At 45.0% G+C, this 24,686-nt stretch carries 23 protein-coding genes and 1 pseudogene; 10 read left to right on the top strand and 14 right to left on the bottom strand.

Going from position 1 to position 24,686, the window contains the following annotated elements; translation table 11 throughout:
* Positions 1 to 3: 3 nt before the first annotated feature.
* From OZ401_RS16295 to OZ401_RS16285, 3 genes are all read right to left on the bottom strand, one after another.
* Positions 4 to 2,682, bottom strand: coding sequence for a glycoside hydrolase 5 family protein (locus OZ401_RS16295; RefSeq protein ID WP_341471501.1), 2,679 nt, complete (start codon positions 2,680 to 2,682; stop codon positions 4 to 6).
* A gap of 24 nt (positions 2,683 to 2,706) precedes the next feature.
* Positions 2,707 to 3,117 (bottom strand): hypothetical protein, encoded by a 411-nt coding sequence (locus tag OZ401_RS16290; RefSeq protein ID WP_341471500.1) that lies wholly within the window; start codon positions 3,115 to 3,117, stop codon positions 2,707 to 2,709.
* Between the two features lie 190 nt (positions 3,118 to 3,307).
* Positions 3,308 to 3,676, bottom strand: coding sequence for a response regulator (locus OZ401_RS16285; RefSeq protein ID WP_341471499.1), 369 nt, complete (start codon positions 3,674 to 3,676; stop codon positions 3,308 to 3,310).
* Positions 3,677 to 3,860: 184 nt separating this feature from the next.
* Between OZ401_RS16285 and OZ401_RS16280 the strand changes: the two genes are divergently transcribed.
* Together OZ401_RS16280 and OZ401_RS16275 are read left to right on the top strand one after the other, a co-directional pair.
* Positions 3,861 to 4,460: an RNA polymerase sigma factor gene (locus OZ401_RS16280; RefSeq protein WP_341471498.1), complete on the top strand. Its 600-nt coding sequence runs from the start codon at positions 3,861 to 3,863 to the stop codon at positions 4,458 to 4,460.
* The gene (locus OZ401_RS16275; RefSeq protein WP_341471497.1) at positions 4,461 to 4,931 is read left to right on the top strand and encodes a hypothetical protein; all 471 of its coding nucleotides are present in this window, start codon (positions 4,461 to 4,463) and stop codon (positions 4,929 to 4,931) included.
* A gap of 58 nt (positions 4,932 to 4,989) precedes the next feature.
* Here OZ401_RS16275 and OZ401_RS16270 read toward each other — a convergent pair whose 3' ends face one another.
* On the bottom strand, positions 4,990 to 6,168 hold the full coding sequence (locus OZ401_RS16270; RefSeq protein ID WP_341471496.1) for a RecB family exonuclease: 1,179 nt from the start codon (positions 6,166 to 6,168) through the stop codon (positions 4,990 to 4,992).
* Positions 6,169 to 6,365: 197 nt separating this feature from the next.
* Here OZ401_RS16270 and OZ401_RS16265 point away from each other — a divergent pair, with 197 nt between their 5' ends.
* The 3 genes from OZ401_RS16265 (at position 6,366) to OZ401_RS16255 (ending at position 10,602) form a co-directional block, all read left to right on the top strand.
* Entirely contained in the window at positions 6,366 to 7,373 is a 1,008-nt protein-coding gene (locus OZ401_RS16265; RefSeq protein WP_341471495.1) for an alpha/beta hydrolase, read from the top strand.
* Between the two features lie 291 nt (positions 7,374 to 7,664).
* Positions 7,665 to 9,497 carry a 2-oxoacid:acceptor oxidoreductase subunit alpha gene (locus OZ401_RS16260; RefSeq protein ID WP_341471494.1) on the top strand — a complete coding sequence of 611 codons (1,833 nt, stop codon included), beginning with the start codon at positions 7,665 to 7,667 and terminating at the stop codon, positions 9,495 to 9,497.
* Positions 9,498 to 9,546: 49 nt separating this feature from the next.
* A complete protein-coding gene (locus tag OZ401_RS16255) occupies positions 9,547 to 10,602 on the top strand; it encodes a 2-oxoacid:ferredoxin oxidoreductase subunit beta (RefSeq protein WP_341471493.1) in 1,056 nt (351 codons plus the stop codon).
* Between the two features lie 73 nt (positions 10,603 to 10,675).
* Here the strand turns inward: OZ401_RS16255 and OZ401_RS16250 are convergent, their stop codons facing one another.
* The 9 genes and pseudogenes from OZ401_RS16250 to OZ401_RS16210 all read right to left on the bottom strand — a co-directional run bounded on the left by OZ401_RS16250 (position 10,676) and on the right by OZ401_RS16210 (position 17,268).
* Positions 10,676 to 11,137: a hypothetical protein gene (locus tag OZ401_RS16250; protein ID WP_341471492.1), complete on the bottom strand. Its 462-nt coding sequence runs from the start codon at positions 11,135 to 11,137 to the stop codon at positions 10,676 to 10,678.
* A gap of 316 nt (positions 11,138 to 11,453) precedes the next feature.
* A complete protein-coding gene (locus tag OZ401_RS16245; RefSeq protein ID WP_341471832.1) occupies positions 11,454 to 11,843 on the bottom strand; it encodes a PDZ domain-containing protein in 390 nt (129 codons plus the stop codon).
* A pseudogene (locus OZ401_RS16240) lies at positions 11,817 to 11,945 on the bottom strand (glutaredoxin family protein); the annotation flags it as partial. The pseudogene OZ401_RS16240 and the gene OZ401_RS16245, both read right to left, overlap by 27 nt.
* Before the next feature lie 59 nt (positions 11,946 to 12,004).
* Positions 12,005 to 12,403, bottom strand: a complete 399-nt coding sequence (locus tag OZ401_RS16235; RefSeq protein ID WP_341471491.1) for a DUF302 domain-containing protein — start codon at positions 12,401 to 12,403, stop codon at positions 12,005 to 12,007.
* A gap of 25 nt (positions 12,404 to 12,428) precedes the next feature.
* The gene (locus tag OZ401_RS16230; protein WP_341471490.1) at positions 12,429 to 13,526 is read right to left on the bottom strand and encodes a sensor histidine kinase; all 1,098 of its coding nucleotides are present in this window, start codon (positions 13,524 to 13,526) and stop codon (positions 12,429 to 12,431) included.
* Positions 13,523 to 14,230 carry a response regulator transcription factor gene (locus OZ401_RS16225; protein WP_341471489.1) on the bottom strand — a complete coding sequence of 236 codons (708 nt, stop codon included), beginning with the start codon at positions 14,228 to 14,230 and terminating at the stop codon, positions 13,523 to 13,525. The genes OZ401_RS16230 and OZ401_RS16225 overlap by 4 nt, the downstream gene beginning before the upstream one ends.
* 146 nt (positions 14,231 to 14,376) lie before the next feature.
* Complete coding sequence (locus OZ401_RS16220) at positions 14,377 to 14,718, bottom strand: rhodanese-like domain-containing protein (protein ID WP_341471488.1); 342 nt, start codon at positions 14,716 to 14,718, stop codon at positions 14,377 to 14,379.
* A 183-nt stretch (positions 14,719 to 14,901) separates the two neighbouring features.
* Positions 14,902 to 16,713, bottom strand: a complete 1,812-nt coding sequence (locus OZ401_RS16215; protein WP_341471487.1) for an FAD-dependent oxidoreductase — start codon at positions 16,711 to 16,713, stop codon at positions 14,902 to 14,904.
* Between the two features lie 126 nt (positions 16,714 to 16,839).
* Complete coding sequence (locus OZ401_RS16210; RefSeq protein ID WP_341471486.1) at positions 16,840 to 17,268, bottom strand: ferredoxin family protein; 429 nt, start codon at positions 17,266 to 17,268, stop codon at positions 16,840 to 16,842.
* 408 nt (positions 17,269 to 17,676) lie between these two features.
* Between OZ401_RS16210 and OZ401_RS16205 the strand changes: the two genes are divergently transcribed.
* Complete coding sequence (locus OZ401_RS16205; RefSeq protein ID WP_341471485.1) at positions 17,677 to 18,879, top strand: NAD(P)/FAD-dependent oxidoreductase; 1,203 nt, start codon at positions 17,677 to 17,679, stop codon at positions 18,877 to 18,879.
* A 6-nt stretch (positions 18,880 to 18,885) separates the two neighbouring features.
* Positions 18,886 to 19,578: a DUF6962 family protein gene (locus tag OZ401_RS16200; RefSeq protein WP_341471484.1), complete on the top strand. Its 693-nt coding sequence runs from the start codon at positions 18,886 to 18,888 to the stop codon at positions 19,576 to 19,578.
* Between the two features lie 7 nt (positions 19,579 to 19,585).
* On the opposite strand, the gene OZ401_RS16195 is transcribed toward OZ401_RS16200, so the two are convergent.
* Positions 19,586 to 20,551 (bottom strand): DnaJ C-terminal domain-containing protein, encoded by a 966-nt coding sequence (locus OZ401_RS16195; protein ID WP_341471483.1) that lies wholly within the window; start codon positions 20,549 to 20,551, stop codon positions 19,586 to 19,588.
* Positions 20,552 to 20,847: 296 nt separating this feature from the next.
* Between OZ401_RS16195 and OZ401_RS16190 the strand changes: the two genes are divergently transcribed.
* The 3 genes from OZ401_RS16190 to OZ401_RS16180 all read left to right on the top strand — a co-directional run bounded on the left by OZ401_RS16190 (position 20,848) and on the right by OZ401_RS16180 (position 24,625).
* Complete coding sequence (locus OZ401_RS16190) at positions 20,848 to 21,990, top strand: tyrosine-type recombinase/integrase (protein WP_341471482.1); 1,143 nt, start codon at positions 20,848 to 20,850, stop codon at positions 21,988 to 21,990.
* 91 nt (positions 21,991 to 22,081) lie between these two features.
* The gene (locus OZ401_RS16185) at positions 22,082 to 23,662 is read left to right on the top strand and encodes a hypothetical protein (protein WP_341471481.1); all 1,581 of its coding nucleotides are present in this window, start codon (positions 22,082 to 22,084) and stop codon (positions 23,660 to 23,662) included.
* A 213-nt stretch (positions 23,663 to 23,875) separates the two neighbouring features.
* Positions 23,876 to 24,625 carry a response regulator transcription factor gene (locus tag OZ401_RS16180; RefSeq protein ID WP_341471480.1) on the top strand — a complete coding sequence of 250 codons (750 nt, stop codon included), beginning with the start codon at positions 23,876 to 23,878 and terminating at the stop codon, positions 24,623 to 24,625.
* Positions 24,626 to 24,686: the final 61 nt, after the last annotated feature.

Below are 24,686 nucleotides of genomic sequence, written 5' to 3'. Positions count from 1 at the left end.
TCTCTAATAACTAATACCGTATCGCCAGAAGAAGTAATGTCTTCCGATATTGCCCCACTCTACCTTGAAGGCTGCCGGGTTAGTGGGGGTGTAGGTTAGCACGCGCCTTTCAAAGGCTTGTACCAGCACATCCTTAACCTGTCCCGCCACTTTTACCTTTGCCCAATAGGCTTCGGTTATAGGCAAGCCCGGCGCTTCATAATAGGGATTAAACAGCTTGCCGATTACGGGGCTGCCGTTTACCCAGATACGTTGAGTTGGGTCGTTCAGGAAGTCCCAGAAGGGCTTTGCAATAGTGTGTTTGGTAAGCGGTTCGTAGTATCCGCCCACTACCCCGCGTGAGTCGCCTTGCCCCAGATTGCCGCTTGAATCGATAGTTTCGGTAACTGCTGTGCCAACCGCTTTGGCAGCATCAGCACGTCGCCCGTTCAAACTGGCATACTTTGGACCCAATGTATCATCTTGATCGCCTGCTACCGGCACATTAGCCGGCTGGCATTGCGAAAACTGAAGCGGGTCATCGAGGATATCGCCCAATTGCATCTTCCCGGTGATAAGTTCAACCGTTAAGAGTCCATTGGTCACATAGCCAGTGGCTAGAGGGTTGCTGCTGGCGCGTGTAATTTCCATGCGACTCTTGTCGAAATAGACAACTTGGCGTTGTTTGGTGTTTTGGGTGTTTCCGTCCAGCGCCTGATAATAATACTCGCTGCCGCTGGCGAAAGGTTTATCGCCCCAAACATAGCTGCGCGCCCCTACTGCATAAAAATCGTAGCGTTTCCAGAAGTTTTGGAACCAATCATTGGGGAAAGCGGTATTAGGCGATACGGTTGTAGGACGCGCTCCACATTGTACCGGGCTTGGGTTAGTGCCGGTGCTAGAACCCGGTAAGGCTTTGCCGGAGTGCTCCAGAAATACCATATCATCGTTTATATTAACCGTCAGATTCCCGTCATTGGCGGCAATTAAGCTTGAATTGCCAGAGCGATCATATAGCGTACCGACTGCATCGTTGGTGGGCAGCGTTACCGTTCCGCTACCGTTATCAACCCACATTACATCAATGTTTTTACCGTTGCGCTCAAAGCGATAACCATAGCCTCGCGCGCCCCCGGCGGCATACACATCATCAATATAAACTGAGCCGCTCCACTTTGCACCGTTTGGTCGGCTTATGAGTTGGATTGAGTCGAATTTGATTGGATAACGAATTTGGCTGGAAGGCGGCGTATTTGGTGCGGTTTCGCCTGATAGCCACGCTTCTCGGCGTTGCCAGCCCGTACCACCCGCGCTACCTACATCATAATAGAATAGGGTATTGTTAGCATCCCTTATCAGGACACGCACGTCTGCGCCTTTGTTATCTCCATATATCCAAAAGCCAACCTTAGTTGGTTGTCCGTCTATCGGCACTTGCCTTCCCACCTGTATATAGTTCGAGGCATCCCCGTTGAAAGCGTAGTCGATGCGTAAGGAAGTTGCACCGCTATGCGCTTGGTCGCCACTCAGATATGTATTGATAGTGCTAGGCGCGTTAGCATAACTGCTGAAGTTATTTGCCCCATTAAAACTATCAATTGCAACTTTGCCGGCATCAAAAGTCTCGAAACGCTCTTTGAAAGTTGCGCCGTTGAGTCGCGTAATCAGGTTTTTGTAAACGACATAGGCGGGTTTGGGCGTTACCCAGTCGTTGCGCACAATGCCATAGCCATCCTGAAGATTGACTCCATCATCCCGGAACTGATAGATAAACATTTTTTGCAAGGCGCTAGCCAAACCTTCTACACTAGCGCGGGCAATGTAATTAGCCTGTCGGTTCTCATCTACCGAAGTAGGTCCGCGGGTATCCCAACCGAACTCGGTTGCCCAAACAGGTTTGCCGACGCGCGCGGCAAAAGCTTCAAAGTAAGCTAATTGGGTATCAGACCAGTATTTACTTTCGGGGCTAGCAGGGAAATTTACATAGGGATGTACTCCCAGAATATCAAACTTACCGCTGCCGCCGCGTGCTATAACTTCTTCCAAGAAAGGCACATCAAAACCGCTGATTCCCCCCGTTACTACCTGCAAACCACCATCAATACCTTTTATAGTATCGTAGGAAACCTGCAAGAGTTGGGCGTAATTCTGCGCCCGTTGATTAAAATCGGCAATGTTAAAGTATTTCGTATCACTGGGTTCGTTCCAAATTTCCCAATAGCGCACTCGGTCTTTGTAACGGTTGACGACAGTAGCTACATAGGTTCGCCAAGCATTGATGTCAGGCATAGAGTAGTTAGGCTGCGCCCTGCCACCACCGCTGCGGTCAACGTTATAGGACAATAAGCCTAAAACATTCAAGCCTCGCTCGGTCGATTTATTCACCGCTTCATCGGTGAAACCCCAATCCCATCTGCCGGAATAGGGTTCAACCATATCCCAGCGCAGTTCCTCTCGATTCCAGCCTGCGCCGGTACTGCTGGCGGCATTCAGCGGCTTTTCAAAGCTGCCAGAAATGCCGTAACGTGCCGCTGACTGAACGTTTAAACCAAATGGAGAGTTTGCGCCTTGCCCGATGGTAAAATTCGGTACATGCGAACCCATACTTTCAGCCGCAAGCGCTTCAATTCCCCCAACAAAAAGACTTATTATTAGGTTCAATACTACAATTAGGCTGCTAACAACTGCTAACTTTTTTTTCATGAGGTTGTTTCTCCACTAAGCCAGTTATGAAGTCATCCATTTTTCAGCTCCAACTTCCTTTAGAAGTTTGGCAAGGCTTTCAACATAGACTAATTCTCTGTTACCATTAACGATCACAACCTGGTCATTCATTTCGAAAGCGCTGCTTTCAAGGCATAACGCCGGAAGGACATGTGCTGTTCCTTTCCGCCAAAATACTACTTCGCCAGCCTTTGTTGAGGAAATTGGGGTGGATACACGTGCTACCTGCCCATGTAATGTTTGAGGGGTTAAATCATCTTTTTCATCGCGCAGTAGGAAAAAAAGCGCGATAATAAAACTTATAGTGCCGGAAAGCAAAGCGCCGGGTATGCTCCACCAGTCTTCTACACCGGCAAGCATGCCAACAAAGCCGCCTACTCCAAACCAGATTAGCGCGACAATCAGCGCTTCCATCCTTGCATTGCCCCCCTCAGCAGGTCGAGGTAAGGTTGTACCCCCTGTTAGCCAGTCTGCTACAGTTAATACAATACCAAAGATGAAACTTCCTAGATAAATGTACCCAAACATATCCATAGACTAATAACGCCCTTTCAGCAAAAGTGGGGGCGAAAATAGCTTACAAGATATTTAGGGCATTGTAAAGCTAAAATGAAGAATCGGTATAAATATAGTTGGATGCGTTTTCTAACACTTCTAGGAGTTGATTATTGGTAAAGGGTTTTTGGAGTACTCCCTTGCTACCATTTAACGGTACACATTCTCCGCTAACGGTAACTATGTAGAGATTGGGATTCCATTCCCTCAATTGTTCTACAATCGAGTCACCGCTGAGACCGGGCAATCTTTTATCTACAAAGACTAGTTGGGGGAGTTCGCGCTGGAAAATGTCGAAAGCAGCTTTTCCATTTGAAGCAGTAAATGGTTCATACCCCATAAATTTCAGGCTGGTTGAAACAAGCTCACGTATTATGGGATCGTCATCGATAACCAATACCTTAATTAATTCACTCATCTTTTTTTTATCGCTTTCTATAGCGATAACCCCTTATTGAATATTATACATATTAGATCAAGCAGTGCAGTATCAATATTTGATCATTGATATTACCTTTATAAACGCAGAAAAATAGGGATTTTACGATTTTACTGAAACGAAATGGTATATCATGTCGTTAACCTATTTGAAAGGATAAAAGTTGGTAGCAAGGTTACAGACCTGTGAAGATAAAATAGAACGTTCTGACGATGAATTGGCGCGAGCGGCTGCTTCCGGCGATTCGGCGGCATTCGAAGAATTAGTGGAACGCTACACCGAGCCATTGTTTAAAGTTGCCTTACGTTTTTTCAACGACCCTGATGAAGCCAGTGATATTTTGCAGCAAGTGCTATTAAAGGTCTTTATCGGTTTGCCAAAAGTAAATGGGCAACTCTCTGTTAGACCGTGGCTCTTCAAAATTGCTCGTAATGTTTGCCTCGATGTACTGAAACACAAGCGTCGGCATCCTGCCACTCGTTTTACTCAACTCGAAGCGCTGGTGGAAGATTGGCAAGAACAACAAGAGGGTAATTCTCCCTTACCGGATGAAGTAATTGAGCGGCAAGAGACCCAATTGCTGGTAAGAAAAGCAATTGCACAGCTTCCGGTTCGCTATCGTGAGGTAGTGGCTTTACGTTCGGCTACCGACCTAACTTTCGGTGAAATCGGTCAGGCTTTGGGGATGCCTGAGAATACGGTGAAGACTTATTTTCACCGTGCCAAGTTTTTGTTGCGGAAGATTTTGCAAGATGAGGTTTAGATGTTGAACAATAATTACGGGGACTTAATCACCGGTCAGGCTATGGAAGATATTGATAGGCTTCTTAATTCTTTGAGGGACAGTGATCCGCCTGTGCCTCGTGCTCGTACTATGGCTTATGTGCGTTCATTTAGCCGCCCTAATCGTTCGGCGGCGAGGTTTAGTTTTTCAGGACTTGGCATGGGCTTGCGCTTGGGAATACCCATTGGGGCTGCTGCTACAATCGCCTTGTTGATTCTAGCGTTGAATGTGGTAACGGGAACACCGATTGCTCCGGTGCAGTTTGATACCGCTCTTACTGCTTTACCGGTTGCTCCGGCAAGTGTAACGCTGGCAAATCAGTCACAATCCATTGCCGCGCCTGAGCATATGGATAAGCTGCATATGAATCTCGTGGCTACAGCTTCAACTAGGCTGGTAAATTATCCTTCGCCTGTACTGACTCCGGCAGGTGTGAACAATAACCCTTAACTTTTTATAGCTCAGTTTAAGCTCCCTTACCATAATGATAAGGGAGCTTTTTTGTTGGCTAAATCGCAAAACTTTCGGGGGTTTCCCAATCCATTACGCGCTCCACTATATTGGCAGCATGCGCGGTGGGTGTTCCGGTATTTAATTCTTCTTCGATTTCGGCTACTTCTTCTTCATCTACAAAGAATGAAAGTTGCACCGGCTTGGTACTAAGCTTTTCCGCCTGTCGAAGTTTGCTCTCATCCACTTTGATTATTTCGCCGTCTTTCCATTCGAACATAGGAGAATTTTTCTTACCGATTTTAAGAGGGGCGCTGGTTCGCATTAGATCTTCAGGATGGATGCCTTTCTGGTGGGCAAACTTTTGAAGGCTGTAGCAATGTTTCAGGAAAGAGCATGTACCGCATTTGTACATATTTGAGGCAAGGGGATAGCGTTCTTTTTGGATGTCGCGCCCGATACTAAAAATGCGTTCGCGTAGTACGCGCCTTTCGCCTTCCCCGCGCAGGGTTGGCGTATGTGAACCATCGCGTACATTTTCTATCGCGAAACGCCGTTCGTGGAAGGGAAACATCATCTCCACCGCTAGGTCATAGCAACTGAACTGGGTGTCGATGGCAACCGCCGCAGAACTGGTGGGTTTGTAACCGGATTTATAATCCACAATAAGTAACGAGCCGTCTTTGCTCTCGCGAATAGCCTTACCCAACTCTTCAGGCTTAAAACTGGCGGGAGCATTGGAATCTTTAAGTTCTAAGCGGTCAATATAACCTTGCAAGGCATAGCCCCGCCCATTTTTCTCGTTGGTGAGGCTCACCATGAAGAATTGCTCAACCATCACATGGGAAAAGGGTACAGTCTGGTTTCGCTCGAAAAAATCGATGCAAACTTTATAGCCTGCCCCAAGCAGCTTTTCTTTCTCGTCCGGGCTACGCCATAGCATCGGCGGCTTGCGCTTGCCACGCTCGGTTTTTGGCTGCGAATCAATGCTAAACCATTTACCCCTAAAAACATTGGCAAAGTTTGAAGCGCTTATATACATTTTGGCATCGGGATTTTTGCGTTTGAAAAACTCTTCAAACATGCTGTGTAGCACCGTGCCAAACTCAAGCGCAGGTATTCGAGGTAGTTCCTCTGGTTTTTCGTGATAATTAAACCAGAACCGCGTTCCGCAGTCTTGGTAAATTTTCATCATGGAGTCGCTGAGAATCAAGCGTCCATCTTTGGTATACTTCATGCCGTCCCCGTAAAATCAAGCAGCAGTATGCAGGTTTGATTAGCAGATTGCCGGGCGCGGTTGGAACCGCACCAGCGGGTGAGCCGAATAAATGTTTGTATAGTATAGCTATACTAGCACAACTGTTTTTAACTGACAAGGGTTTTTAAACTATAGCTTTACATATTATTTTTCCTAATCCAAAGGAGATAAATTATATGCCGACAGTCATCGAAGAATTTGATAGTCTAGCCCTCAAAGGTAATCCTCTAGGCGACCCTTCTACCCGCAAAATCCCCGTGTATCTGCCGCCTTCCTACTTTGTTGAACCCTCACACCGTTTTCCGGTGGTTTATTTGCTACATGGCTTTACCGGGAATAGTGAGATGTGGCTGAATGTCAATTCTTTCTATACGCCCACCGTACCTCAGCGTTTTGAAAAGCTCATCAAGGAAAATGCTCTAGGTGAAATGATTCTGGTATTTCCCGATGGCTATACCCGGTTAGGTGGCAGTCAGTATTTAAATTCGATAGCTACCGGAAATTATGAAGATTACTTGATAAATGACCTTATCCCTTTCATTGATGATAAATACCGTACTAGCGGTAATCGAGAAGGGCGTGGGATAGTGGGTAAATCCAGCGGTGGTTATGGTGCGATGCAGTTGGCGATGCGTCACCCCGAAACATTTGCAGCAGTTGGCTCACATGCAGGCGATATGTATTTTGAGCTATGCTACAAGCCCGATTTCCCGAAAACGGTAAACGCGCTTGCCCGGTACTTGTCAGAAGCCGACCCTGTAGCCGCTTTTCTCACCGCTTTTGAAAAAGCCGAGGTGAAAAGAGATATTGATGCTATCAATATGATCGCTATGTCTGCCTGTTATTCGCCCCGTTTGGGTGGAGGCTTTGATCTACCCTTTGATTTGTACACCGGAGAATTGCTGCCGGAAGTCTGGGCGCGTTGGCTTGCGTTTGATCCGGTTCAAATGCTGGAAAACATCACTTATGCTGCCGCGCTCCGGCATTTCAAGCTGATCTATCTGGATGCCGGAACTAAAGATGAGTTTAACCTACATTTGGGAGCGCGTATCTTTGTAAAACGCTTACAGCAATTGGGAATTGCGCACCATCACGAGGAATTTGAGGCAGGGCATATGAATATAAACTATCGCTATGACGTGTCGCTCACGCATATTTGGAATGCCCTAAAAGACTCAATTTAGCTATACTAATCCTACATTAGCGGTGTTTTACCAAATATCTACCTTATCGTTGTAGGACATAAAAACTATAGGAAAAAACATTATAAAAGGGTTCATGATTAGCACAAAGGACGGGCATTAAGAATACTATTGTGTTATGATTTATTTAAATAAAGGCTTTGTTAAGCCATACGGGGGATGTGAAAATGATTTAAACACCCTCCAAGTGACTTTTACAACAGAAAAGTTGCATAGGTAAAATTCAATGAAAAACTTAGATATTAAAAAACTACAAGGAGGTAGCTGGTAAAAATGACTGTACTAGATACCCGTCCCGGGAGCCAATACGATAGTTCTGGTCATCCCGAAGTGGTAAATGATTTCTCGATAGTGATTGCTACAGTAAACGGTTCAGGTAGCCAGACTGCCAATAACACTATTATCCGTTCGATTTTCAAAATGGGCATACCGGTAAACGGTAAAAATATCTTCCCTTCCAATATTTCCGGTTTACCTACATGGTACACAGTTAGAGTCAGCAAAGATGGTTACGTTGCGCGGCGACAAGAAACTGAAATTCTTGTGGCATTCAACCTGCAAACCGCCGATGCAGACCTTCAATCGTTGAAAGAGGGTGGAGCTTGTTTCTATCCTGATGATTATAAATTCATGAATCCGCGCAAAGATGTAGTCTATTACCCTTTACCGGTTAAGCAACTGGTAAAAGAATCCGGCGCTGATACTAAGTTAAAAGATTATATTGCCAATATGGTTTATGTGGGTGGACTTGCAGAGATTCTAGGCATTGATTTAGCCAAAATAAAAGAAGCGTTGGTTAAGCACTTCAATGGTAAAGCAAAGCCGGTAGAATTAAACTATGGCGTGGTTTCGAAAGCGGCTGAATATGTTCGCCAAAACTTGCCAAAAAAAGACATCTACAGGGTTGCACCGCTCGATCTTACGCATGGCAAAATTCTAATTGAGGGTAATACCGCTGCCGGTTTAGGCGCAATATTCGGGGGTGTATCGCTGGTTTCGTGGTATCCAATTACTCCTTCCACCAGCGTTGTTGATACCATAAACGAATATTTGCATGAGTTGCGTACCGACCCTGCTTCTGGAAAATTGACTTGTGCTGTGGTGCAGGCAGAGGACGAAATAGCGGCTATCGGTATGTTGGTAGGGGCTGGCTGGGCAGGCTGTCGGGCGATGACTGCTACCAGCGGTCCCGGTATTTCCCTTATGACCGAATTTGCCGGCTTGGCTTACTTTGCCGAAGTGCCGCTTGTTATCTGGGATATTATGCGAATGGGACCCAGCACGGGCTTGCCGACTCGCACTTCTCAGGGCGATATATTGACTGCCTATTTTCTGGGGCATGGCGATACCCGTCATGTTTGCTTGTTGCCGGGCAATATGCAGGAATGTTTTGAGTTCGGTACTACCTCTTTTGACCTTGCAGAACATCTCCAAACGCCCGTATTTGTCTTGAGCGACCTTGATTTTGGTATGAATCTTTGGATGACCGAACCGTTCCAATACCCGGAAAAGCCGCTTGATCGTGGCAAAGTGTTATCAGAAGAAGACCTCAAACGGCTAGGCTCTTTCAAACGCTATGCCGATCTTGAAGGTGATGGGGTAGGTTGGCGAACCTTACCCGGCAATCCGCATCCGATGTCAGCTTACTTCTCGCGAGGTACGGGACATAATGCGGAGGCTGCTTACAGCGAACGCCCTGACGATTGGGAAGAAAACCTTGATCGCCTTGCCCGTAAACATGATACTGCCCGCACTTTGGTACCTCCGCCAGTTGTCCAAACTCGTGCAGGCGCAAATATTGGCGTTATTGCTTATGGTTCAAGCGACCCGGCAATAGTGGAAGCCTGTGATTTGCTGGAAGCAAAGGGAGTTGCAATCGATTATTTGCGATTACGCGCTTTGCCGCTTGAGGAAATTACCAGTAAGTTTATTGAAGAGCACGAGATTTTGTTTGTAGTCGAAATGAATTACGATGGGCAGATGCACAAATTGTTACAAATCCATTCACCTGAAAATGCTGCTCGTCTGAAATCCATAGCGCATTGCGATGGGTTGTCCTTGACTGCCCAATTTATTACTGAAAAGGTGATGAGCGTTTTACAGTAAAAATATTTCAAGCGCTTTAAATTTGTATCTTAGATAGAGGACATAGATTATGACAGCAGCAGTAAAAGAACCCGGCGCGGGTGGCGCTAAACTAAACCTTCTTGGTTTTGATCGTACCGAATATAAGGGGAAACCTTCGACCCTTTGCTCTGGTTGCGGTCATGATTCGATTGCCAGCCAGATTATTGCGGTGGCATGGGAACTATCACTTGAACCGCATCGGGTCATTAAAACCAGCGGGATCGGTTGCTCCAGCAAATCCCCCGCTTACTTCTTGAACCGTTCTCACGGGTTTAACTCCCTGCACGGGCGTATGCCTTCTCTGACTACGGGCGCGGTTCTGGCAAATAAAGATTTGCAGGCTATCAGTGTCAGCGGCGACGGTGATACCGGTAGCATCGGGCTTGGACAGTACAAACATCTGTTGCGCCGGAACGTACCGATGGTTTATATCATTGAGAATAACGGCGTATATGGTCTTACCAAAGGGCAGTTCTCGGCAACTGCCGATGAAGGTCAGAAGCTGAAATATGCCGGTGTCAATGAATTACCGCCCATTGACCTGTGTCTTGAGGCAATAGCATCAGGGTGTGGCTTTGTAGCGCGTTCCTTTGCGGGCGATGCCAAGCAAGTACGCGAGTTGCTTAAAGCTGCGCTTAGCTATAAAGGTGGCACAGCGGTGCTGGATATTATAAGCCCCTGCATTACCTTCAATAATCATGAAGAATCTACCAAAAGCTATAGCTATGGCAAGGCTAATGAAGAACGGTTGCACGACATTAGCTTTATAGAGCCACAGGGCGAAATTGTGGTAGATTATGAAGAGGGGACAGCTAGAGAAGTTCGTATGCACGATGGTTCTACCATTGTACTCCGAAAGCTTGGTGATGATTACAACCCGCAAGATCGAAACGCTGCCATTAGCAAGCTAGATGAAGCGCAAGCTAAGCAGGAATTTATTACCGGGCTACTCTACATTAACGAAGGTCGTAAGCGTATTCATGAGGCGCTTCACATTGTAGATACACCGTTAGCAGAGCTTAACGAAGCGCAATTGCGACCACCACGCGAGGCTCTTGATAAGATAATGGCAGATATGAACTAATACTGCTTATCAAAAACCCCCGTCCGGGTAAAGGATGGGGGTTTTTGATTTGGACAGACACCCAAACGCGCTATTATTCCGCTATTGGTGTTTGCCCTACTTTGGGGTGTTGGCTCTGGCGATATTCCCGGAGAAGAGTTCTCAATTCCTTGAGAGTAATGTCCCCTTTTTGTACTTTAACCAGCAAGGCTTCAAGCTTCTGCTTATTATCCTGCAATTTGGTCAGTAACTTCTGAAGTTTGTCTTTCTGAGCATCGGTTGTTGCCTTGGAAAGTTTATCTGTTACCGTAGTAATCCGTGTATTTAATTTATCCAGCCGTTCGTTTAGACGGGTAACAACCTTATCCTTGATTTTACTAACGTCCGGCTTCGGGGCGTTGCTGGTTTGCAACTGGCTGGTTTGAACTGCCACAGTTTGCATAGTATTGTCGGTGGGGGCAGCAAATGCTTGCACAGGTCCCAGCGCAACACTACCGGCTAACAGTAGGGATGCAATTCCAAGTCCTAAACGTTGTTTCAAAGATGTAAGTTTCATAATTCTTGTGACCTCCGCGTATTTTTGAAAACTTCTTTTGGATTGCCAATCGCTCTATCCACTCTTATCTTAGCCTTGCAATGTAATCGCTATATTTGGGGAATGTAAAAAACTGCCATATAAAATTGAAGGGGGTAGCCTTGAATTTGCCTACTAGCCTACTAGAAAATAGTGTATTAATGCCTTTGCAATAGCCAAAAGACGCTTTACTAGACGCTTTGTCTTGTAAAATCAATGTAAAAACCCCGACAATAAAAAGGCGGGCATTACACCCGCACTTTACATAATATTCTATAATAGAATAGTTGCTCGGTAGTTACTCTATCATTAGATACATGATATTTTCGTGACCTTCGCGTAACACTGTAATAGTTGGTTGCTTAAAGTTAGCGGCGGCTATTCGTTTAAGCGCGGCAGCTAAATCTTCGATCCCTTCTATAGCTTGACCTTCCATTGCGGTAATGATGTCGCCCTCGCGCAACCCGGATTTTTCAGCCAAAGAAGCTAGCTGAACTTTGCCCACCAGCGCTCCTTTACTGGCAGGTTTGCCCAGCGACTCTAATACTTTTGCCGCATCCGCTACCTGTGCGCCTAGTTTCAGGCTGTTTCCCTTTGATTGTCGCAACCGAGTAATGGCTTTACGCAACGCGGGTTGGTCAAAACCAATAATCACTTCGTTATTGATTATTGTGACGGGAACGCCCATTTGCTTACTACGATTTACCATTTCTTGGGCGGCGGCTTGGTCAAGCCCCACGTTTTTCTCGCTATAACTTACCTGCTCGCGTGAAAGAAACTCTTTCACTGTTCGGCAGTACGGTCAAGTGTTGGTGGAATAGACAATTGCATCTGCCATAATCAAGCCTCCTAATCAGGTAAAGAATCTATCGCTTTTTGCAGTAGAGTTTTGGCATTTTTCGCCATATCTGCCAACGCCGGAATATCTGACATTTTCATGATGGCTTCTGGATCCATTATTTTTACCACACTGCCACCCTCATCTTCGTACACAATTACATTGCAGGGCAGTAATAAGCCAACATCAAGTTCGGCGGTAATCGCTTGGTGCGCCAATGGTGGGTTACACGCGCCCAGAATTGTATAGGGTCGGAAATCAACTCCCCGCTTTTCTTTAAGAGTTTTTTTCATGTCAATCTCAGTTAATATCCCAAAGCCTTGCTCTTTAAGCGCTGCTTTGGTTTGTTCTATGGCTTCGAGATAGGGTAAGGGAATTTTTTTGCCAAATCCGTAAGCGTTATTTTGCATAAAATCCTTCGCTTTCTATGTAGAGTTATTGCCAGCGCAAAAGGCTGAAGTGTACAGTTGTACCTTTACCCGGTTCACTTTCAATCCAGATGTCGCCACCTTGCGCTTGAATCAGATATTTTGCAATAGTTAGCCCAATACCACTGCCGCTACTCGCCCCGCGTGAGCGGGATTTATCGGCGCGGTAAAAGCGTTCAAATACATGTTTTAAGTGTTCTTGTGAAATTCCGCCGCCATTATCTTCTACTTTGAATTCGACTCCATCAGACATATTGTTAGCATGTAACTTGACATAACCATCTTTTTCAGTATAGCGCAAGGCGTTGGAAAGCAAGTTTATCAAAACTTGTTCAATCCGGTCACGATCTCCTTTAATTGCGGAGGCTTTAGCGGCTGCCGGGTCTATTTCTAACCTGACTCCTTTAAATTCAAACTGCGGACTGACCTTCGCGATGACTTCGTTAAGCACCTCAAGGGGTAACTGTTTTTCCAGATTAAGCTTTAGCATGCCAGATTCAACCCGCGACAATTCGCTTAATTCTTCGGAAAGGCGATGCAAGCGGCGTGCTTCACGTTGCACTATTCCAAAAGTAACAGGGGTAGGTTCAAGCACCCCGTCAATTAACCCTTCCATATGTCCTTCAATGGCAGTAAGCGGTGTGCGGAGTTCATGAGCAAGATCGGCAATGAGTTCCCTTCGCCTGCTTTCGTTCTCTTGCAGAGTTTCTGCCATCTGGTTAAAACAATATGCCAAATCAGACATTTCTTTGATCGCCGGAGCGCGTACTCGCTCACTATACTTTCCTGACGCGATTCGGGTAGCGGCAATTCCAAGCGCTCGTAGCGGTTGCGAAAGGCGGCTACTCATTACCAGCGAAATCACTAACGCAGTAATCAAGGAAGCGAAGGCGGCTATAATCAGGGAATTTCTGACACCGTTGTTGAAGGCGCTATTAAGGCTTTCAATACTGGCAGCGTTGTTGCCCTTCTCGGCAAGGATGCTGCGAATATCTGCTTGGAAGAAGGTGCTGGATATCAGACTGGCGGCAATAAACAGCGTAAATACCCCCACCACGATTATGGATAGATATGAAATAAGCAGGCGGGTGCGGAGAGAATTCATTTTCCTGCCTCCGCCTCAAAACGATAACCCACTCCCCATACTGTTTTTATGGGTTGCCCCCCACTTGCCAGTTCTATTTTTTTTCGTAGTTGCCCGATGTGTACATCTACCACCCGTTCATCGCCGAAATAATCGTGACTCCAAACTGCTTCGAGCAATTGTTCCCGGCTAAAAACCCTACTGGGCATTTCAGTAAGGGTTGCCAGTAAATCAAATTCAGTTCGGGTTAAATCCAGCAATTGATCCTTGACCCAAACTTTGCGGGAACTGATTTCCAGAGAGAGCGTTCCAAGTATATTGCGATTGGATGTAACGGGAGAGGGGTCTTGGCGATACCGCCTTAGAGCGGCTTTAATTCGTGCAACCAGTTCACGGGGTGAGAAGGGTTTGGTTACATAATCGTCTGCACCCATCGTAAGACCAATGATACGATCTATTTCTTCGGTACGCGCAGTAAGCATCAAAATATAAACGTCCGATTCAGCCCGCAGCAAGTGACAAATTTCCAAACCATCGATTCCGGGCAACATTAAGTCTAGCACAATCAAGTCGGGTTTAATGCGCCGTGCCGTTTCCAAGCCGCTTTGACCATCGGTAGCTACTGCAACATTATAATCTTCTCGTTCTAAATAGCCTTTTACTAAGCTCCAGATGCTCTCTTCGTCTTCTATTATGAGTATTTTCGGTGTGGTAGTTTCCGCCATATCTTCGCCCCGCTTATTCTATTTTAGTTACGGTAATACTGTAACTGACCGATTCTACTACTAATAGTGTACTCTTAAGGCGGCGAAGATAATAGAGTTTGGATAACTCCCCGCTTTGTCCAAAATCGGGTTTAAATGGTTGTAATTTATTCTAAAGGCAGTCCGGCACGCATCCAACCGATTATGCCACCTTTGATATTGCCTATTCTGGTAAATCCTTGGTTGCATAGCAAATTTGCGGCATGGCTACTCCGGCTTCCACTGCGGCAAACCACAATAATTTCACGATCTTTAGCGCCGATTACATTTATCTTGCTGTTGATTTGGCTCAAAGGTATTAGCTTGCTGCCTTTGATATGTCCCTGAGCATACTCGTAATTTTCGCGCACATCAATTATTAATGGCTTCTGGTTTTTAATACGCTGGTCAACTTCTTGTGGGGTAATATTTTCGTAGGGTAGTGTCTTTGATCCGAAAAGCTTGAACATTATGTTATCTCCATATATAAGTTTGAATTTACTGAAATTATCTTAACAAAAAGGTTTGAAGAATTATTATTGTAAATATGAAGAAAGTTTGAAGAATTCAACCTAATTTGCAGGCAGGTAATTTTAGGTAAAAGAAAAGCCTTGTTCTTGTGATAGAACAAGGCTTAAATCCAGAAGTTGTTTTTATTTGATAACGGATCGCAACGCTAACGGTGCGTAACCTGCTGAAACGTCAACAACTTTAAGAAAATTAATTGCTTCAGTAGGGCAAACATCTACACACATACCACAACGGATACAGCGTTTTTCATCCAATAGCATACCGCTGTAATCTTTTTCTTCTTCTCGTTTCAGTTGTGGTATAACTTCCTGATTATTACCTTCTAAATCTTGTGCGGGTATCATGTAGAGCACATCGTATGGGCATGCTTCTACACACAATCCACAAAGAATACAAAGATCAGGATTGATGTTAATATTATGTTGGCAAAGCAAACAACGTGAGGCTTCGACAGCGCCCTGCTCTTTGGTAAGCCCTACCTCTACTTCTTCATATGGGTGTTTTCTGCGAGTCGCTACCGAAAGCAAATCCATATGCTGGCGAGGTACGCCATCATAACCAGTTTTGAAGAGCGGACGTTTAGCGTTGAACACCTCGATTTTCTGTATCGGCACCTTATTGGTTTTAAGGTACTGATCAATTTTTATCGCAACGTCGTGTCCTTCGCCCATGGCGTGGACTACATCGTTTGCGCCGGTAAAGAAGTCACCGGCTATGAACAAGCGCGGTACGCTCGTCATATAGGTTTTTCTATCGCGCTCGAACCACTCTCCGCCCTTGGCGTATAGCAGTTCAGGGTATTTGGTGTTGCGTTTAGGACCGCGCAAATCGCTCGCCCATGAAGGGTCAACGTCCTGACCGAAGGCAACTACTACCATGTCGCACTCATAGATAAACTCGCTGCCTTCAACAGGTACGGCTTTGCGCCTTCCGTCTGCGCCGGGTTCGCTCATTTTCATGCGAACCATTTCGATGCCTTTTAGCGAACCATCTGCGTTTGACACAATACTTTTTGAAGAAACCAACGTCTTGATTTCAATACCTTCCGGTTCCATCAAGCTAATTTCTTCTTCAGTTGCACTCATTTCTTCTAGAGTACGGCGATACAACATAGATACTTTTTTGGCGCCAAGCCGTACTGCTGAACGGACACAGTCAACTGCTGTAAACCCACCACCCAACACGCCGACTCGATTACCAACATCAGTTTTTACTCCGCGGTTGTAATCCAGCATGAATTTCAAGCCGGGTATAACTTTGGGATGGTCTGCGCCCGGAACAGGTTTGTTATCCCAAGTCGCAGGGGGTTTTTCCTTATATGTACCGGCTGCCATCAAGACCGCATCGTATTGATCAAGCAGGTCGCCTAGCATAACATCTCTACCGATATAGGTATTGAGTTTGCATTCTACGCCAAGCGCCAGCACATTGGTTTCGATTTCATTATCGGTAACATCGCGCGGCAGACGATAGTCAGGAATACCTGCCCACATTTGACCGCCCAATTTCTCTAATGCCTCGTAAATCATCACTGAATGCCCGGCTTCGGCAAGGTCTCGCGCTGCCACTAACCCAGTAGGTCCACCACCTACGATAGCTATTTTGGTAGGTAGCGTACCGGCTTTTTTGGTAAGTTTTGTCGCATCTTTGAAACCGTTATCGGCAGCTACACGTTTCAAGTCACGTATGCCGATTGGTTCATCAATTAGACAGCGGCGGCAAATCTCTTCGCAGGGGTGCGTGCAAATACGACCCATTACGCCTACCAGCACATTACTATGCCGATTTATTTCGTAAGCTTCGCCATACTTGCCTTGCGAGATTTTATCAATATATTCGGGTACATTGGTATCTACCGGACAATTAAACTGGCAGTTTACATTTTTCTTCAACCAGGCACTATCCCCGGCTGCAACTTCAAACTTTGTGCTCATGGCTACTTCCTCTACTCTAGTGATACCATTTATGGGTTAGCCCCATTTATTTGCGGGTTTTAATCCTCAAAGAGGGTCAATATCCCAACTTCCCCTTGCGGGATAACAGATTAGAGTGGTAACAGTCTATTCGGTATAGCCCTCTTTACGAGTATACCATATCGGCACACGGTTAAGCCGTTTGGCGCCGGATATAGTCACGTCAGGGCGGTTTGTCAATACTTCCTTAGACTTACCAGCCACATCTACGGTGGTTTTCACCGGAGAGAGATAGATAGTACGCGGCTCTGAAGGGCATACACTTGCACAACGCCCACAACCGGTACATCTGGTCTGATCGATTGCATAAACATAAACTTCTTCAGGATAACGCGCAACCGCCAGAATTTCGCTTTCAAAGATTGCTTTGGGAAGCGTTGGGCACACATCAATGCAGTTAGTGCAACCAATGCACTTACTTTCATCAATAGTGTATCGAGTCTTTTTGGGGACGAACGCCAGCAGCCTGATGTCCGTTCCTACATAATGGTTGAAGTATTTCTTCTTGGAAGCCATATCTCTAATCCTTCTGATTGAGGGCTTAACTTTCCAGAGTCAGGCTTGTAGCAGTTAAGTGGAACACATGAACAGCGGGCTGAAATGCACCCTTGTTAAATTCTAACAAGTTTGAACTGAACTGTCTGTAGTCACTGCTACGCGCGTTTTTGGCTTTGCAAAGCCATAAACCCTTATTCTATTGTATAGGTAGCCTAACCCAAAGCTCGATTTATACTAAATCCAAAACTTACTTAAGTGAGCGCAACCTTTTTTAAGTGTGTGTTATAATTGGTTTGCATAATAAATGATAACAGGTTGGGCTGGGAATTAAAAGCAAGAAGAACATTTATAACCAATTTATCACGTAATGCTTATCATATCTGCAAAATACCTTTCATATTTTCATATTAAAAGGTTGAACCTAAGATGAAAAAGCTGCTGATTCTGGGCGCTGGCTATGGAGGATTGCCTCTAGCGCAAAGCCTAGCTGATTTGCAACGTAGCCATGCTCAATGGGAAATCACCTTGATTGACCAGAGAGATTATCACTTAATACAAGTACGGGTTCATGAGGTTGCTGCGAATAGTATTCCTGCCGATAAAGTAAAAATCCCAATCTCCGAACTTATAGAGGGACGAAACGTTACATTTGTTCAAGCGCTAGTGCTTAATATCGACCCGGTGGGGAAGAAGGTTACTACCTCCAAAGGAACATTTGATTTTGACCGTCTGGTACTGGCGTTAGGTTCAGTAACCTCCTTTAATGGTATTCCCGGTATGTGCGAGTATGCTATTCCTATGAAGTACCTAGAAGATGCGATTACGTTTCGCAGTTCGGTGATTACCGCGTTTCGAGAATCGGATGCGCTGCTTAAGACTGAGAAATTTGTAAAAAATGACCCTCGCCTAACCTTTGTTATTATCGGAGCGGGTTTAACTGGTACCGAGCTTGCCGCAGAGATGGTGGATTTCTGTGAAGATTTATTGATGCGTTATCCGGCGCTTCGCCCCTATTACCGGATTGTGTTGATTCATAGAAGCGATTACCTGCTCACACAGTTGCCCAGAATCAATGGAGAATATGCCAAAAAAGAATTACGCCAGAAAGGTGTAGCAATTCTTACCAACTCTCCTGTTACTAAAGTTGAGCCGGGAAAGGTGATCCTTCAAAATGGGAAGAATGTAAGAGGGGCTGTAATTTGCTGGTCGGGTGGTGTCGAGGGTCCCGCCCTATTAAAAGAAAGCGGCTTTGACACCACTAAAGATTTGAGAATACCTACCAACCCTTATTTATGTACAGAACAATTTCCTTATATATATGCTATCGGTGATTTGGCTTTTATTAAAAATCCCTCTACTGGCAAGCCCATACCACAACTCGGTCAATTTGCTGAACGGCAAGGTCATTATTTGGCGGAATGCTTCAAAGCTGAAATGGATGAAGTATCATTTGAACCTTATAAACTAATAAGTCTTGGTATTTCAATATCGCTTGGAAGGCATGAGGCTGTAACCCTTTCCGGTCCGGTTCGTCTCACCGGGTTACCGGGGCGAATTGCTAAAGATATGAGCTATAGCAAGCACGAGTTTGAAATCAGGTCTAAACCTCCAGTTTTGGGAACTCGCTAGGATAATATGAGCGAAAGAACTTCGACTTATTTAACAAGCTTTTTGGTAGCAGGTTGCGCTATACTGGCGTTATTGGTAGTAATACCGGCAGCCTCAGCTGCTGCAAATCGTATAAAGCCCGGTTGGCGCGCATGGGTTTGGCCCTTGGTATTTCTCTCAATGAGCGCTGCCAGCATCTGTGACTCGATTGTTGCAATGAAAGGTTATAATCGCAGCGAGTTGTTGGGGCAAATTACAGTCCTTTTTCTCGGTTTAACCCTCCACTGGATTATTCTTAATTCTTTCTATCGCTGGCAGGGTGATGTAGTCGCTAGGGTTATTGCCCCATTTGTATGGGTTGCCTTTGCCCTTTTTGTAGCCGCACAGTTACTTTCTGCTTCTTTCTTTTCGCTTATAGCTTACGAAATTATTTGCGCAGTAATTATTGCTCTGGTTTATTTTCCGCTTTATGTGAAAGATCGTGACCTTGCTACCGATGCGTTGCCTATCTTAGTGGGCTTAGCCTTGAACGTAATTGGCGCTTTTTTCAATAGCTTCGATTTTAAAATTAATCTCGGCTTAGCCACGATTAATAATATTGTGATTTTCCATCTATTCCAGGCTGTGGGCGTAATATTCTTCTTGATTGGCGGGAATAATTCTTACACCGTTAAATACGCTGCCCAACGTCGGCGTGAGCGCGAAATGATCAACAAATAATCTTCTATCATAGTGACTTGCGCTTCAGCAATTGAGCGAAATGCTCCAATGCCTCTTTTTCTTCACCGGAAAGGTCAGCGGGTAAATCAGCAATTAACTTGACATAAAGTGAACCATGTTCGTTTGAATTTCCGGTTTTTACAGGCATACCGAGATTAGCCAACCGAATTTGGCTGCCGTTCTGAGAATGTGGCTTTACCCTTACTGCGATGCGCTTGCCACTTAACAAATTTACTTGCACTTCCCCGCCCAATATCATGGTACTCAAAGGTACTTCGGCGCTGGTGTATAAATCTATCCCTTTGCGTTCAAAATCAGCTTGGGTTTGTACTTTAATTTTGAGATAGATATCCTGACCACCGTTGCCTAGACCTGCCAAGCGTATTTTTGAACCGTTATCGACCCCTAGTGGAATTGCTACTTCGACACGGCGCGCTTTTCCAGAAGGGTCTAGCAATTCAATGGTGCGTTTAGTTCCATTATAGGCTTCTACGAGGCTAATCTCTATATCATATTCAGACTGATCTCTCTCAGCTACAGAATCTCTAACTCCACGATTACCGCCGCCTTTAGACCTAATCGAATTGAATAAATCGCCAAATGGGCTATTTGCTCCAAACATGTTGCCTAAATCATCCATGTTAATATTCCGCGCCTCATAATTATTTCCATTCATGCCGTTCTGCCGGAAGAAAGATTCAAAGGGCATTCCGTTATTAACCCCGCCTACTTTCTCATAATCCCGGAAATGCATACCATAATCGTCGTATTTGCGACGTTTTTCAGCATCACTGAGAACCTCGTAAGCTTCGTTAAGCTCTTTGAATTTTTCAGTGGATTGTGGGTTATTTTTATTTAAATCCGGGTGATACTGGCGTGCCAACTTTCGGAAAGCCTTTTTGATTTCCGCTTCGCTCGCCTTTTTTTCTACACCCAGAATTTTATAATAATCCTTTGATTCGGTGGATTTCATTGCTCTATTTAACCTCCGGTATTAGATTTTCCAGATTAATTCTAATACTCTTGAGTAATGACAGCAATAGCAGATGACGTATTAGTTGACATAACTATATATGAGTTATGTTTGAATATGAATGTGGATAACTTTAAAAAGAACTATTGCATTCCTAGAAGGCATATGCTATATTGTTATGGAAAGTAGATATATCCCAAGCTCACAATAAGTTAAGTTACTCATCCCATTGGGGTCAACGCTCGCGTGTTTGTTTCGTCACCACCGCTAGTTATTCATGTTAAGGGAGGGGGAATATGCCTCGGCCACCTGCGAATGTTCGCTCTAAAAAGCCTAAAGACCACCTAGGAGAGCTTGATGTTGCTGCTCCTAATACGGGACAAGAGGGAACCGAAGGTCAATCTGATGGCACTGTATCAGCTAGATTAGCTTCTCTGATAAACGATGCGCCCCAAACTACCCCTCAAACCCGGCGTGGTAGAGCTTCACGCGCACCTAATGAACAGGAAAATCAGCCTGTACGCGCTATCCAGCCTCCTTTATTTACAGTTACGTCCCGTGGTGAGGTGATTCAACCTAGTTCTGCAATTCCTCCCCTTACACCAGATGCCACTCTTAGTATTGCGCGTTGGTGGTTCCGTAGTTATCTGGAACAAATGGGACGACCTCACAATACCATCGCCAGCTACATGTATGATTTGGCAGGATTCGATGAACTCGTTGGTTCTGACAAGAGGCTGGATCAAATCGGACGCGATGATATAAACGAATTTTTGACTATCTCGCTTAAGAAAAGCACTCGCAAACGCCGCCTTACCTCACTGGGTGCATTTTTCAAGTATTTGATAAATTCTGAAAAGATACTTGATAAAGACCCCACCGATAATTTCTATGCTGAGTTCATTCCGCTCAAAACTCCCGTTGTTTTAACCCTAGCTGAGCAAGAAATGATGTTGGAAGCGGCAAGCGGTGAGAATAGTCGCACCTACTTAATGGTCTATTTCTTGGTAAAGCTTGGCTTTACCCGCACAGAACTTTTGGCAATTCAGGTCGAGCATGTGGATGTGTCAGACCCTGAAAATCCTATAATCTATGTTTTCTATGAAGATAAACGCTGGCATAAGAAAGAACGCAAGTTAGCTGCCGCTCCGGGTTTTACCCCTGCTTTTCAGCGTTATATAGCAGAGTTTGCGCCAAGCCGGAAGTTATTTGAAATGCTGCCTCAATCGGTCAACAAATTGGTAGAGCGGGTTGCGAAAGCCGCCAAAATCAATAAGAAGGTTACTCCTCAATCTTTAAGGGATACTTTTGCGGTTGATGAAGCTAGGCAGGGCGCTAATTCTACCAAATTGCTTTTGATTTTAGGTCTTGCCCCTGACCCTCGCAATCGCATGAGTGTAGAACGGTATATAAAATTGGCAACCCCTCTGATTGCCTGAATTATTATAATTTTTACATAGATAATGTATAATTTATCTTGTAGTAAATCTTTTATGATATTCAGGCTTTCTTAACCCATCCCGATTTGCTATGTTCAATATTGATTTGCAACTGATTTTCACTCTTGTAGGTTTTGGCGCATTCCTGTGGATGGGCTTATATATGATTTCGCGCATCTCAGGACACTCCAACCTCACCCTGACCTGTTTTTTCGGGATGCTAACGCAGGCATATTTCTTTGTTCAGACTATCCTAGTCAATTTTGGTTCAGGTGGACGGGATTTAGGATTGTTAGTTCATCGGACAGGTTGGTGGAGTAATGTTATTCCACTGGTTTTTTGGTTTCACATTAGCAGCCTCGTAGTACGGCGCGGTCCAAAGCGAACTCTTTTCACCCCTGCCGTAATTGCAATGTATATAATCGGGATAACCATTTCTCTGCTCGGTTCATTTACCGACTTTCTACTAAACCTCTCCAGTCCGGTAGTTTTCAGTGATGGGAGAATCTTTGTAGATGTTGGCTCATATTATGAAATTTATATCTTCTTTGTGTTATTGGCTGGTGGTGGCGCTTTTCTAAATTTTATGGGCTATTATTTAAGAATACGTAACAGCCCCGAACCATTTCTGATCTCATTAAAAATGCACATCAGCTTACTGACTTCCGGCGCCTTTATGTTTTTTGCAGGCGGACTATTCCTCGCCCTCAGATTTAAATTTAATTTTGATGTACCCGGTTATCCCGGTTATCTTGCGCTGGTGCTAGGTCTGGGATTATGCAGTTACTCGGTTATTAATTTCGAGATGTTGGTTGCCGGAAAACGCGCCCAACGGGATTTTATTTACAGCTTTAGTGGCATCTTTCTGATAAATCTGTTCTATACTATTCCGCTAGTATTGCTTGGGGTTAGCTCTCCGATTATCTTGGTGGTTCTGATTGGGATTGTAACTACTACTCACACCATTTTTGATTTCGGGCGTAGTCTAATGGATCGTTTATTTTTTACCAAAATAGAGCAAGATGCTCGTAAAGAAGCCCGTGATTACGCTACCTTTCTTATTACGCAACCGGTTGCGACCGAAGAGATGCAAATTCTTGATAAGAATATTGTAGTAGCGGAAAACAATTCGGAAAATAATAGTGACGAGGAAATAGGGGAGTTTGGCAGCGTCAAAAGTTTCAATAATATGGTACGCCGTGCAATAACTGCTTTGAAAAGCCCCCCTCAACTGGTTAAAAGCCCATTGCTGAGTTTGGCTCAGGTAGAGAACAGGCTCAAACGGGATAGCTTAGTCGATAATCGTCTTAACCGTGCGGCAGTTCTCAAAAGTATTCTAACCGAGATGATAGAGCATTTGCGCCCTGCCGGGAATCTCACTTATGGTACAACCGATACATGGCGCTTTTTTAATGTGCTATTTTTCCCGTATGTGCGCGAAATTTCCAAAAAACAGGCTTTTGCTGAAGCTCGTCATTTGGCGGATGAGCGTAGAAAAAGCGGCGTGACTGAGAAAAGTGAAATGGAGAAGGCGCTCGAATGGCTCAGCGATATAGAAGAAGATACTTTCTATAAGTGGCAACGGCGTGCTTCTGACACAATCGCCGAGAGTTTACGCGAGGAAGAAACGGTATTAAGGAGTCAACCAGTCTCTAGCTCAATAGTAAGGTAAGTAGAAATTAGCCAAAACCCGTAAAAGCGTTGGCGCAAAGCTCTATTTGGACATTTTGAAAACCCTACAAAAGGGTTTTTGTGTTTTTCACGATAGGCTCTAGAAATATCAATTCTCAGCTAACTCTCAGCATTATTTAAGATATATTTAACTCATTAACTCAAGGGCTGTGTTAACCTGAAGTTCAGGTAAGGTTATAGAGAAAGGCAATATATGGTGCAGTCCCGCAACAATATACAACCGGAAAAACCTAATACTAGCTCTAGAATCTTGGTGATTGATGATGAGCCGGGCATTGTTGATTTCATCGAACTGGGTTTGGGTTACGAGGGCTACGAAGTTTTAACCGCTTCAGATGGCAAAACCGGCTTGCAACTTGCCCTATCGGAAATTCCAGACCTAATTATTCTCGATCTGATGTTGCCGGGAATTGATGGTTTTGAGCTATGCCAGAAGCTTCGCCAGACCTCAAAAGTTCCAGTTATAATGTTAACGGCGCGTGATGAACTGGATGACCGAGTGCGCGGTCTTGACTTGGGGGCAGATGATTATTTAACCAAACCTTTCCAGTTCAAAGAACTGGCTGCCCGTATCAGGGCGGTATTGCGACGGGGCAGTAATAGCCCGGAAGAAAGTTCAGAAAAAGGCTCTAAACTGCTTCAAGTGCAGGATATAACGCTTGATCCTGCCTTGCGTGAGGTGCGGCGCGATTCAACCCGGATTGAATTGAGCCTACGTGAATATGAATTGTTGGAACTACTGATGCGACATTCCAACCAAGTGTTACCGCGCGATACGATTTTGGACAGGGTATGGGGCTACGATTTTGGAGGGGATGCTAATATTATAGAGGTTTATGTGCGCTATCTGCGCCAGAAGCTTGGCAAGCCCAATCCGATTACTACCATCAGAGGGGTAGGTTATTTGATGAAATTGCGCCAAGAAGAGGAGGAGCCAGATTAAAGCCTTACTGGCTCAGCTAAATACCCTACGTTGGCGGTTAACCCTATTCTATACTGGGCTA

The organism is Candidatus Chlorohelix allophototropha (assembly GCF_030389965.1).
In the GTDB taxonomy this organism is placed as follows: Bacteria; Chloroflexota; Chloroflexia; order Chloroheliales; family Chloroheliaceae; genus Chlorohelix; species Chlorohelix allophototropha.
Note: the sequence above shows the minus strand (reverse complement) of the source record. Positions and strands in the feature narration are given on the sequence as shown.

What these genes read in the sequence shown, in the direction of transcription:
- OZ401_RS16250 (WP_341471492.1), bottom strand. Translation starts at nt 11,137, where the DNA reads ATGAAACTTACATCTTTGAAACAACGTTTAGGACTTGGAATTGCATCC.
- OZ401_RS16200 (WP_341471484.1), top strand. Translation starts at nt 18,886, where the DNA reads ATGAGCGAAAGAACTTCGACTTATTTAACAAGCTTTTTGGTAGCAGGT.
- OZ401_RS16220 (WP_341471488.1), bottom strand. Translation starts at nt 14,718, where the DNA reads ATGTTCAAGCTTTTCGGATCAAAGACACTACCCTACGAAAATATTACC.
- OZ401_RS16195 (WP_341471483.1), bottom strand. Translation starts at nt 20,551, where the DNA reads ATGAAATCCACCGAATCAAAGGATTATTATAAAATTCTGGGTGTAGAA.
- OZ401_RS16190 (WP_341471482.1), top strand. Translation starts at nt 20,848, where the DNA reads ATGCCTCGGCCACCTGCGAATGTTCGCTCTAAAAAGCCTAAAGACCAC.
- OZ401_RS16295 (WP_341471501.1), bottom strand. Translation starts at nt 2,682, where the DNA reads ATGAAAAAAAAGTTAGCAGTTGTTAGCAGCCTAATTGTAGTATTGAAC.
- OZ401_RS16265 (WP_341471495.1), top strand. Translation starts at nt 6,366, where the DNA reads ATGCCGACAGTCATCGAAGAATTTGATAGTCTAGCCCTCAAAGGTAAT.
- OZ401_RS16215 (WP_341471487.1), bottom strand. Translation starts at nt 16,713, where the DNA reads ATGAGCACAAAGTTTGAAGTTGCAGCCGGGGATAGTGCCTGGTTGAAG.
- OZ401_RS16185 (WP_341471481.1), top strand. Translation starts at nt 22,082, where the DNA reads ATGTTCAATATTGATTTGCAACTGATTTTCACTCTTGTAGGTTTTGGC.
- OZ401_RS16270 (WP_341471496.1), bottom strand. Translation starts at nt 6,168, where the DNA reads ATGAAGTATACCAAAGATGGACGCTTGATTCTCAGCGACTCCATGATG.
- OZ401_RS16210 (WP_341471486.1), bottom strand. Translation starts at nt 17,268, where the DNA reads ATGGCTTCCAAGAAGAAATACTTCAACCATTATGTAGGAACGGACATC.
- OZ401_RS16230 (WP_341471490.1), bottom strand. Translation starts at nt 13,526, where the DNA reads ATGAATTCTCTCCGCACCCGCCTGCTTATTTCATATCTATCCATAATC.
- OZ401_RS16245 (WP_341471832.1), bottom strand. Translation starts at nt 11,843, where the DNA reads ATGGGCGTTCCCGTCACAATAATCAATAACGAAGTGATTATTGGTTTT.
- OZ401_RS16290 (WP_341471500.1), bottom strand. Translation starts at nt 3,117, where the DNA reads ATGGAAGCGCTGATTGTCGCGCTAATCTGGTTTGGAGTAGGCGGCTTT.
- OZ401_RS16275 (WP_341471497.1), top strand. Translation starts at nt 4,461, where the DNA reads ATGTTGAACAATAATTACGGGGACTTAATCACCGGTCAGGCTATGGAA.
- OZ401_RS16205 (WP_341471485.1), top strand. Translation starts at nt 17,677, where the DNA reads ATGAAAAAGCTGCTGATTCTGGGCGCTGGCTATGGAGGATTGCCTCTA.
- OZ401_RS16225 (WP_341471489.1), bottom strand. Translation starts at nt 14,230, where the DNA reads ATGGCGGAAACTACCACACCGAAAATACTCATAATAGAAGACGAAGAG.
- OZ401_RS16285 (WP_341471499.1), bottom strand. Translation starts at nt 3,676, where the DNA reads ATGAGTGAATTAATTAAGGTATTGGTTATCGATGACGATCCCATAATA.
- OZ401_RS16235 (WP_341471491.1), bottom strand. Translation starts at nt 12,403, where the DNA reads ATGCAAAATAACGCTTACGGATTTGGCAAAAAAATTCCCTTACCCTAT.
- OZ401_RS16180 (WP_341471480.1), top strand. Translation starts at nt 23,876, where the DNA reads ATGGTGCAGTCCCGCAACAATATACAACCGGAAAAACCTAATACTAGC.
- OZ401_RS16255 (WP_341471493.1), top strand. Translation starts at nt 9,547, where the DNA reads ATGACAGCAGCAGTAAAAGAACCCGGCGCGGGTGGCGCTAAACTAAAC.
- OZ401_RS16260 (WP_341471494.1), top strand. Translation starts at nt 7,665, where the DNA reads ATGACTGTACTAGATACCCGTCCCGGGAGCCAATACGATAGTTCTGGT.